This window comes from Streptomyces sp. MBT65 (assembly GCF_016612545.1).
Classification (GTDB): Bacteria; Actinomycetota; Actinomycetes; order Streptomycetales; family Streptomycetaceae; genus Streptomyces.
The window spans coordinates 1-10,050 of sequence record NZ_JAENRY010000295.1; the positions used below are offsets into that span (position 1 = coordinate 1).

A 10,050-nucleotide genomic window follows, 5' to 3' on the forward strand; every position below is an offset into this window, starting at 1 on the left:
CGGCCCGGCAGTCGGCGGGCCTCGGTCAAGCGGCTCGGGGGGCCTGCCCTCGCGGGGGCAGGTGGGCTGCTCGTCGGGACCTATGCCGGGGACCATGTCGGGGCTGTCGTGCTGACCCTGCTCCTCACCGGGATCGGGCTGTTCGCCGGCAGCTTCAGCGCGATCGGGCCGGTCGCGTCCGGCGCCGGTACCCAACTGCTCGTCGCCTCCGCCATCGGTGCCGGGATGCCCCTGCCCGAGCCCGGATGGGAGCGGGCGCTGGCCTTTCTCGCCGGGGCCGCCTGGCTGGTCCTGCTGCGGCTGGCGCTGCCCACGCCCGGTGCCATCGCCGGTGACTACCGGTTCGACGGCGAGCGGGACGCCGTAGCCGCCGTGTACGACGCGGTCGCCGCGCTGCTCGACGCCAGTGTCACGCGCAGGACGCGCTCGCCGGGCCCCGGCTGCGGCGGTACGCCAGTTCCGCGGCCGAGCGGCGGCTGCACGGGCAGTACGCCGCCGCGCTGCCGCTGGCCGAGGCCGCGACCGCGATCGCCTGGGGTGGGGAGGCGGTCGCCGGGCGGGCGAGCGAAGGGCCCCGACGGCTCGCCGCCGCCGTGCGCGACAACACGCACACCGGGCCGTTGCCCGCGCCCAACCGTTCCGCGCCCGCACTCCGTGCCCTCGACGACGCCCTGCTGCACGCCGCCGACGCCTTCGACCAGGCCGAGGGGAGTGATCTGCACACGCGGCGGCGGACAGCAACTGATCTTTTCCGTACGGCCTTTGGGGCCGGGGGGCGGGAGTACGGGATCCGGGTCGCCCTCTGCTTCGGGGCCAGTGTCGCCGTCGCCCAGGCGCTGCACCAGGCCCGCTGGTACGGGCTGCACGAGCACTGGTACTGGCTGCCCGCGACCGCCGTCTTCCTCGTCAAGCCCGACCTCGGACCGCTCGCCTCGCGGGCGCTGAGCCGGGCGGCGGGGACCGTGCTGGGGGCTCTTGTCTTTGCCGGGTTCGCCGCCGTGCTGCCCCGGCCGGAGGGGCTCGTCGCGCTCGTGGCGCTCAGCGGGGCGCTCATTCCCGTCGCCACCCGGCACTTCGCCGCGCAGACCGCCGTCGTCACCGTCCTCGTGCTCTCCCTCGTGATGGTCGGCGGCGAACCGCAGGCCTCCGCGAGCCGGATCGGCGAGACCCTGCTGGCCTGCGCGATCGTGCTGATCGTCGGGCATCTGCCGATGCCGGGGAAACGCGGCGGCGGCGTGCGCGCCCGGCTCGCCGCCGCGGGCGGAGCCGCGCACGACTACCTCGTACACGTACTGAACGAGTCCGACGACCGCGCCGAGCGCTGGACCCTGCGCCGCGAGGCCTACCGCACGCTTGCCGAGGCCCGCGGCGCCATCGCCGTCTCGGCCGCCGAACTCCCCGCCCTCGCCCGGCACACGGAAGGCACGGACGAGGTCGCGGCCGTCCTCGAACGGCTCGTCGACACGACCACCGCCTGCGCCGTCCACCTCGACGACACGGGGCACCTCACACCCCGCCACATCCAGCAACTCACCGACCTGCTGGAGGAGTTCGAGCGGGGGCGGGGGCGGCTCGGGCTGCGCGCCATCGAACTGCCCATCGCCGTATAGCCATTGCCGAACTGCCCGTCGCCGTGCGTCCATTGTCGAATTGCCGGTCGCCGTACAGGCAATTCGCTACGCCGGCGCGGCTACTCCATCCGCACCCACACCGGCGCGTGGTCCGAGCCCGGTGCCTCCCGCCGCTCCGCCGGATCCGGTCCCACCGACGGGAGTTGGGGCGCACCCGCGCGCGGCAGTCCCGTCCCCGCCGCCGTCACCCGGTGGACCAGGTGATGGCTGAGCAGGAGGTGGTCGATCAGCTCGCGGCGCCCGGAGTTGATCCGGGAGTAGCGCTGGTCGGCGGGGATCAGCGGGGCCACGTCCCAGAGGCGGACCGCGTCGCCCTGGTCCGGCCGGTCGTAGCCGGGCGTGCCGAGCTCCGAACCCGGCGGGCCGAGCAGGATCTGGGTGGTCGCGGCCTGCACCTCGTCGTTCAGGTCGCCGAGCACCGCCACGTCCCGGGTGCGGCCCTCACCGGCCAGCAGTTCGTCGGCCAGTGCGCGCAGGGTCGCCGCCTCGGCGGCCCGGCGGTAGAGGGCGTAGGCGCCGTAGCGGGCCCGTTCGCCCTCGTCATGGGGGAAGAAACGGTTGCCCGGGTAGGTCAGCAGCTTCGACTTCAGATGGGCGACCGCCACCGTCAGCGGCCCGGTCGCCGTCGTGACCTCCACCGCGAGGAAGCCCCGGCCCGCGTTCGGTTCCTCGGCGCCCGAGTCGTCGGACTGCACCGGGCGGAGATGAGCGGGGAAGGTGTTCGTGTCGGCGACGACCCGCGGCTGGGTCCGGCTGAGGAAGCCGACCCGGATGCCCCGGACGTCCGGATGCGCGGAGGTGGCCGTGTGCCACTCACCGTCCAGCATACCGGCCAGGTCGTCGAGCGCGGCGGGGTCCCCGACCTCCTGGACGCCGAGCAGCACCGGGTCCAACTCCGTGATCACGGCGGCGAGAGAGGCGAGCTTCGTCTCGTAGGTGGCCTTGTCCTTGGGGCCGGACGGGCCGCCGGGACGGTACAGGTTCTCCAGATTCCAGGTGCCGAGGAGCATGCGGGGCCCCTTCCAGAAGCCTTGGTCCAGAAGTATCGGTGATGAGGCAAGAGCCTTGGTGATGAGGCAAGCGTGCTGGTCCGGGGCGGCTCGCGACAGCGGCACGCCGGGATGCGCGGTTCGGCTCACACGGGACGAGGACGGCGTCGTACGTTGGGAGAGTGAGCGACTCTCCCGCAGATCTGCTGATCACCGGCTGCACCGTCCTCGTGCACGACGAGCAGGAACGGATCGACTTCGAGTCGGACGCGGCGATCGTCGTACGGGACGGGCTCATCGAGTCGGTGACAAGTGCGGCGGACGTGGCGGCCGTGGGCGGCCTCGCCGCCGTCGAACATATCGACGCGCGCGGGCAGCTAGCCCTGCCGGGGCTGATCAACTGCCATACCCACGCGCCGATGGTCGCGCTGCGCGGGCTCGCCGAGGATCTGCCCACGGAGGAGTGGTTCAACGACGTCGTCTGGCCTGTGGAGTCCAACCTCACCGAGAAGGACGTGGAGTTGGGGGCGCGGCTCGCCTGCGCCGAGATGATCCGCGCCGGGGTCACCTGCTTCGCCGACCACTACTTCTCCATGGACACCGTGGCCGCCGTCGTCGCGGAGTGCGGGATCCGCGCCCATCTCGGCGAGGCCTACTTCTCCTCCCAGGGTCCTCAAGGCCGGGAGAAGTCACTGGAGTTCGCGCTACGGCACCGGGGCGCGGCCGACGGTCGCATCACCACCGCCCTCGCCCCGCACGCCCCGTACACCGTGACCGACGTCGACCTCGCCGCCACCGCCGAACTCGCCCTGGAACACGGTCTCCCCGTCCACCTCCACGCCGCCGAGAACCGCGACCAGACCGACACCAGCCTCACCCGCCACGGCCTCACCCCGATCCAAGTCCTCGACCGCACCGGCCTGTTGGCCACCGACCTGCTCATCGCCCACGGCACCGGCATCATCGACCGCGACCTGCCCGTCCTGGAGCGCGCGAGCGGTCGTGTCGCGGTCGCCACCGCGCCCCGGGGCTACCTCAAGTTCGGCTGGCCCGACACCACTCCGATCCGCGCCCTGCGTGCCATCGGCATCCCGGTCGGACTCGCCACGGACGGCGCCGCCTCCAACAACTCCCTCGATGTGTGGGAGTCGATGGCCCTCACGTCCTTGGTGCAGAAGTCGAGCGAAGGCGATCCCCGCTGGCTGACGTCCCGTCAGGCGCTGCACCACGCAACTCTCCAGAGCGCGCGGGCGGTCGGACTCGGTGACTCGATCGGGTCCCTCGCGCCGGGGCGGCGGGCCGACATCATCCTCGTCGACCTCACCGGGCCGCACACCCAGCCCGTCCACGATCTCGCCGCCACCCTGGTGCACAGCGCCCGTTCCGCCGACGTCCGCACCACCATCGTCGACGGCCACGTCCTGATGCGCGACCGCGAGCTGCTCACCCTCGATGTGCCCTCCGTCGTACGGGAGTTGGGGGAGCGGCTGCCCGCCCTCGTCGACCGGAGTCACGGTCGGCGCATCCAGGAATACGACACCTGAGCCGCGCCTCTACGCTGGGTTCATGGATCTCGCGGACGGCCTTCTCGACCACCCGTACGACGTGTACCGGCGCCTGCGCGACAGCGCCCCCGTGCACCGCATCGCCGGCCCCGACGGCACCCCCGCCTGGCTCGTCACCCGGTACGACGACGTGCGGGCGGCGCTGGCCGACCCGCGCCTCTCGCTGGACAAGTCGCATGCCACGGCCGGGACTTACAGGGGCTTCTCGCTGCCGCCCGCGCTCGACGCGAACCTCCTCAACATGGACCCGCCGGACCACACCCGCATCCGCCGCCTGGTCGGCCGTGCCTTCACCCCGCGTCGGACCGAGCAACTCCGTACGCCCATCCGGCGCACCGCCGACCAACTCCTCGACGCACTCGACGCACTCGGCGCGGAGGGCGACACCGACCTCATCGCCTCCTACGCGGCGCCCCTCCCCATCACCGTCATCTGCGACCTGCTCGGCGTGCCCGACCGGCATCGCAGGGACTTCCGGGTGTGGACCGACACCCTCGTCGCACCCGCCCCCGGGACACCGCCCGAGGCGGGCAAGCACGCGGTCGTCGCGATGCTCGGCTTCTTCACCCAACTCCTCGCCGACAAACGGGAGGAGCCCGGCGACGACCTGCTCTCCGACCTGATCGCCGTACGCGACGAAGGCGACCGGCTGAGCGAGGACGAGCTGATGTCGCTGGCCTTCCTCATCCTCTTCGCCGGGTACGAGAACACCGTCCAGCTCATCGGCAACGCGGTGCTCGCCCTGCTCGAACACCCGGAGCAGTTGGCCGTCCTGCGCAAGGACCCCGCTCAACTCCCGGCCGCCGTGGAGGAGTTCCTGCGGTACGAAGGGCCCGCGCTGCTCGCCATCCGGCGCTTCCCCGTCGAGGACGTCACCATCGGCGGGGTGACCATCCCGGCCGGTGAGACGGTCTGGGTGTCCGCGTCCGCCGCGAACCGTGACCCGGACCGCTTCCCCGACCCCGACCGGCTCGACCTCTCCCGTGACACCTCAGGGCATCTCGCGCTCGGCCACGGCATCCACTACTGCCTGGGCGCGCCGCTCGCCCGCGCCGAGACGGAGATCGCGCTGGCCGCGCTGCTGGAGCGGTTCCCCCGGCTGGAGTTGGCGGCGGGCGAGGTGCGGTGGCGGCCGTCGCTGCGGGCGCGGGGGCTGCTCGCGCTCCCGGTGTCGTACGGGAAGAACGCCACCTGAAGTTTTTTTCCGGGCAGCGATGAGTTCCGGGTCCCGCTCCGGTCCACCCCTCAATGGACCGTTGTCACAGGAGGGCCCCCATGTCGCTTCCGGAGATCGTCTCGCGTGAGCAGTGGCGCGCGGCGCGCCAGGAACTGCTGGTCAAGGAGAAGGCGGCCACGCGCGCGCGGGACGCGCTCAATGCCGAGCGGCGCGGGCTGCCCATGGTGGAGATCGACAAGGAGTACCTCTTCGAGGGCGGCGACGGGAAGGCCACGCTGCTCGACCTCTTCGAGGGACGCGGCCAACTCGTCGTCTACCACTTCATGTTCGCGCCCGAGTGGGAGGCGGGCTGCCGCAGTTGCTCGGCGTTCCTCGACCAGATCGGGCACCTGGCTCACCTGAAGGCACGCGGCACGACGTTCGCGGCCGTGTCGAGGGCGCCGTATACGAAGATCCTGCCGTTCAAGGCGCGGATGGGGTGGACGCTGCCCTGGTACTCGTCCTTCGGCGGGGACTTCAACTGGGACTTCGACGTGACGCTCGTCGGGGACGGGGACCCCATGGAGCGGCCCGGGGTGAGCTGCTTCCTGCGCGACCGGGACCGGGTGTTCCACACGTACTCGACCTATGAGCGCGGGCTCGACGGGCTCGGCTCGGCCACCACCTTCCTGGACCTGACCGCGCTGGGGCGCCAGGAGGAGTGGGAGGAGCCCAAGGGGCGCGCGTCGGCGCTGGGGGCGCCCGCCGGCAGCGCACGCGTGCTCTATCACGACGAGTACCAGGACTGATACGGAACGTACGGGAAAGATGTGCGGCCAGGTGTCGACTATGTCTCAGTACCGTCACTTCGCGAGCCGTTCACCGTACTGTCGGCGTTTAACTCTACGAGGCTTCACGAAGCTCTCCGAGTTCAGCACGACAGGGAGGTACAGGGTGAACGGGCGAACGGTGCTTGAGCGTTTCCCCGCCGGCGGGCCGCGTGGTTCGTGGCCGGCGGAGGAGTTCGCGCAGGCGCGCCGTCTTGAGGGCCTGCAGGCTGAGGTCGTCATGGACATCGCGACCGACGCGTTCCTGGTGATCGTGCGCAGCGGCGACGTCGTGGACGTCGCCGCCTGAGAGGTCGGCCCGCCCGAGGTCAGCCGGCCTTCGGGGCGGGCACCTTCACCGTGAACTGGTCGGCCTGGAGCGCGTACAGCTCCGCGTAGACCCCGCCGCTCGCGAGCAGCTCGTCGGGCGTCCCGGACTCCACCAGCCGCCCCTGGTCCAGGACATGCACCAGATCCGCGTGGCGTACGGACGCCAGCCGGTGCGTGATCAGCACGACCGTCTGCCCGGTGCCGGCCAGCGCGCGGATCTTCTCGAAGACCTCCAGCTCGGCCCGGGCGTCGAGGGCCGCCGTCGGTTCGTCCACGATCAGGATGCGGCCGCGCCGGTAGGCGGCCCGCGCGATCCCGAGCCGCTGCCACTGACCGCCCGACAGCTCGTGCCCGCCGCTGAAGTTGCGGGCCAGCAGGGTGTCCAGACCGCGCGGCAGATCCGCGACCACGTCCTGCGCGCCGGCCTCGGCGACCGCGCTCGCCAGCCGCTCCTCGGTGATCGCCGCCGCCGACCGCCCGACGGCCACGTTGACGCGGGCGGTGAACGGCCAGCGCTTGAAGTTCTGCGCCACCATCGCTATCCGGTCGGCGAGTTGCTGCCGGTCGGCGGTCACGGCGTCGACGTCGTCCCACAGGATCCGGCCGCGGTCGGGGCGGTAGAGCCCGGCCAGCAGCTTGACCAGGGTCGTCTTGCCGGAGCCGTTCTCGCCGACCAGCGCGATGATCCGGCCGAGCGGAAGGGCGAGGGTGACGTCGTCGAGCGCGGGGTGGGTGGACTCGCCCGGGTAGCTGAACGTGACGTTCTCGAAGCGGATCTCGCGCGGCTCCTCGGGCAGCGCGGCCCCGCCGACCGGGATCTCCCACGCGGTCGCCTCCTCGTACAGCTTCTGCAGATCGCCCACGAACAGGGCCTCCTCGTGCAGTTGGTTCACCGCCAGGACGAGGGTGTCGAGGCTCGCGGAACCGGTACGGATCGCGATCACCGCCGTACCCGCCACCGACAGCGCCATCGCACCGGACAGCAGCAGCCCGCCCAGCGTCGCGTACGTCGCCGCCGTCGCGAGGCCCGTCCAGCTCGCCGCGATCAGCCCCGTGCGGGCGGTGAGCCGGGCCAGCCGGGCCTGTTCCGCCTCCGCGCTCTCCGACATCTCGTGGAAGTGGTGCAACAGGAACGGCCCGACACCGTGCACCCGGATCTCCGGGGCCGCCTCCGGCTCGGTGAGCAGCGAACCGATCAGCCGGCCGGCACGGACATGCTGCACCCAGGTGTGGAACGACTCGTAGTGGCGCCGCGCGTTCGTCAGCGCGCCCCACGCGCTCGGCACCGTCATCGTCGCCAGCAGCGGGAGCAGCGCGGGGTGCAGCACGGTCAGCACGCCCGCCGCGGCGATCAGCGAGATCAGCGCGTTCATGACGTTCGTCGCGTACGAGATCATGCGGCGGGCCGACATGGCGCCGTACTGCGCGGTGTCCAGCAGCTTGTGGAACGCGTGGTCCTCGATCGCGGACAGCTCCACGGCCGCCGCCCGCTCCAGATACAGCTCGGTGGCGACCCGCTCGACCTTCGGTTCCAGCCGCCCGGTCGCGTACGTGGACGCGGCCCGCAGCAGCGCGCCCACCAGCAGGACGGCGGCCATCGTGACCAGCGCGGGTGCGGCACCGCGCAGCCGGTCGGCGATGGCACCGCCGGTGATCAGTTGCCCCAGCACGCTGTTGACCGCGAGCAGACCCACCGCCTGGGTCGCGCCCCGGCACGTCTCGGAGGCCAGTACGACCCGCGCGGCCCGCGGATCTGCCTGCCAGGCCAGCCGGAAACTCGACCGCAGCATCGCCGGCAACCGCGTCACCATCGCCCGGAAGCTCAGCTCCAGGAACGCGTCGTTGTGCTGGCTCCACCCGGTGTCGTACCGCAAGGGCCCACCGAAGAGCAGCCGCTCCGACGCGGACGGCTCCCCTGGCCCCGAGTCACCCTTGCTCCCCAACGCCGACCTCCCCCGATCGTGGACGAACGGCCACTATCGCGGGGCGCGGCGATTCGGGGGAGAGCGCGGGAGAGAGGACCACCGACGCGCGGGCGTGCGCCGGGAATGAACCGGGTCGTTGTGGCCCGAGTCTCAGCGCCGCGGAGGGGGCGCGGGGCCTGTGTCGATGTGCGGCTTCGCCGTGCGGGGGCTCGGTGCCTTGGAAGGGGTGCGGGCTGTATTGGTGTGCGGCCTCGCTGTGCGGGCGTTCGGCGCCTTGGAAGGGGTGCGGGCTGTATCGATGTGCGGCCTCGCCGTGCGGGCGTTCGGCGCCCTGGAAGGGGCGTGGGTCGTATCGGTGTGCGGCTCCGCCGTGCGGGTGTTCGGCGCTCGGGAACGGGCGCGAGGCTGTGTCGATATGCGGCTCCGCCATGCGGGCGTTCAGTGCCCGGGAAGGGGCGCGGGCTGTATCGGTGTGCGGCTCTGCCGTGCGGGGGCTCGGCGCCCTGGAAGGGGCGTGGGCTGTATCGGCGTGCGGCTCGCTGTGCGGGCGCTCGGCGCCTTGAGAGGGGCGTGGGCTGTATCGATGTGCGGATCGCCGCACAGGCGTTCAGCGCTCTGAAAGAGGCCGCGGGCTGGACCGGCGTGCGGCCTCGCCGCGCGGGCGCTCGGCGCACTGAAAGAGGCGGGAGGTTGTGCCGATTGTGCGGCTACGCCGCGTGGGCGCGACCAGCCCCCATCGGCCCGCACACAAATCCACCCACCCCGGAGAACTAAGAGACCAGCGCCCACCGAACCCGCGACAGAACCACTCACCGGCCCCGCAGACAAACCCCGCTCAACCCGCGGAGCGCTACGCGCTGATGGGCCGCGACCAGGAAGGCGTGGCCCCCGTGACCCGGCACACCGCCAGGTACAGCGGGATCGGTGGGGTGTACGGCAGCTTGCCGTCCGGTCGATGGATGAGGCCGGGCGCGCTCGGTGAGTCCGGGACCAGCGCCCCGGTGGTGTAGCGCGCCGGCGCGGGCCAGTCCAGGGCGTAGTCCGAGTCGGACGGGACGATCCACCACCAGTGCGTCTCGTCGGCGTAGACACAGCCGACGCGCGGCAGACGGGGCAGGACCAGCGGTCCGAAACGGGCGGGCACCGCCACGGCGTCGCAGCCGAGCGGGACCGTCATGTCCTCGGGGACGGCGAGTCGCCGGGGCGTACCCGGCCCGTGCAGCGCACGCCCCAGCCGGACCAGCGTGTCGAGACTGAGCACCTGGCCGGGACCGGACCCGCCGCTCACACCCATTCGACCCCCGTACCGAAGTCCCCGAATCCACTGGACGCCCCGAGCCCGCCGGATTCCCCGAACCCGCCCGATTCTCCGAGCCCACCGGATTCCTCGATGTCCACGGAGTCCGGGAGGTCGCCGACGTCCTGGTGTCCCCGGCCCCTGAAGAGGCCCGTGGCCTCGTGACCGGAGCCCCCGAAGCGGCCCACGCCCTCCCGGCTCCGCGGTCCGGAGCCGGCCCCGTTTCCGGGACCGCCTCCGGTTTCGTGCTCCCGGCCCCCGAAGCCGCCGAGGTCCAGACCTCCGAAGTCGCCGGCACCCCCATGCCCGCTGCCGGAGGCACCCCCATGC

Annotated in this window: 7 protein-coding genes and 2 pseudogenes; 5 read left to right on the forward strand and 4 right to left on the reverse strand. The window is 72.3% G+C overall.

Annotated elements, in window-relative coordinates:
- Window positions 1–1,610, forward strand: a pseudogene (locus JHN63_RS41370) (FUSC family protein); the annotation flags it as partial.
- Window positions 1,611–1,690: 80 nt separating this feature from the next.
- Here the strand turns inward: JHN63_RS41370 and JHN63_RS41375 are convergent.
- On the reverse strand, window positions 1,691–2,641 hold the full coding sequence (locus JHN63_RS41375; protein WP_200690279.1) for an endonuclease/exonuclease/phosphatase family protein: 951 nt from the start codon (window positions 2,639–2,641) through the stop codon (window positions 1,691–1,693).
- A 161-nt stretch (window positions 2,642–2,802) separates the two neighbouring features.
- On the opposite strand from JHN63_RS41375, the gene JHN63_RS41380 reads away from it, so the two are divergent.
- From JHN63_RS41380 to JHN63_RS41395, 4 genes are all read left to right on the forward strand, one after another.
- A complete protein-coding gene (locus JHN63_RS41380) occupies window positions 2,803–4,164 on the forward strand; it encodes an amidohydrolase (RefSeq protein ID WP_200690280.1) in 1,362 nt (453 codons plus the stop codon).
- A gap of 22 nt (window positions 4,165–4,186) precedes the next feature.
- Window positions 4,187–5,380 carry a cytochrome P450 gene (locus JHN63_RS41385; RefSeq protein WP_200690281.1) on the forward strand — a complete coding sequence of 398 codons (1,194 nt, stop codon included), beginning with the start codon at window positions 4,187–4,189 and terminating at the stop codon, window positions 5,378–5,380.
- A gap of 80 nt (window positions 5,381–5,460) precedes the next feature.
- Window positions 5,461–6,150 carry a DUF899 domain-containing protein gene (locus JHN63_RS41390; RefSeq protein WP_200690282.1) on the forward strand — a complete coding sequence of 230 codons (690 nt, stop codon included), beginning with the start codon at window positions 5,461–5,463 and terminating at the stop codon, window positions 6,148–6,150.
- Between the two features lie 145 nt (window positions 6,151–6,295).
- Window positions 6,296–6,478, forward strand: coding sequence for a hypothetical protein (locus tag JHN63_RS41395; RefSeq protein WP_200690283.1), 183 nt, complete (start codon window positions 6,296–6,298; stop codon window positions 6,476–6,478).
- Between the two features lie 19 nt (window positions 6,479–6,497).
- Here JHN63_RS41395 and JHN63_RS41400 read toward each other — a convergent pair whose 3' ends face one another.
- The 3 genes and pseudogenes from JHN63_RS41400 to JHN63_RS53350 form a co-directional block, all read right to left on the reverse strand.
- Window positions 6,498–8,441, reverse strand: a complete 1,944-nt coding sequence (locus JHN63_RS41400) for an ABC transporter ATP-binding protein (protein WP_200690284.1) — start codon at window positions 8,439–8,441, stop codon at window positions 6,498–6,500.
- Between the two features lie 832 nt (window positions 8,442–9,273).
- Window positions 9,274–9,717, reverse strand: coding sequence for a hypothetical protein (locus tag JHN63_RS41405; protein WP_200690285.1), 444 nt, complete (start codon window positions 9,715–9,717; stop codon window positions 9,274–9,276).
- A pseudogene (locus JHN63_RS53350) lies at window positions 9,708–10,050 on the reverse strand (hypothetical protein); the annotation flags it as partial. The gene JHN63_RS41405 and the pseudogene JHN63_RS53350, both read right to left, overlap by 10 nt.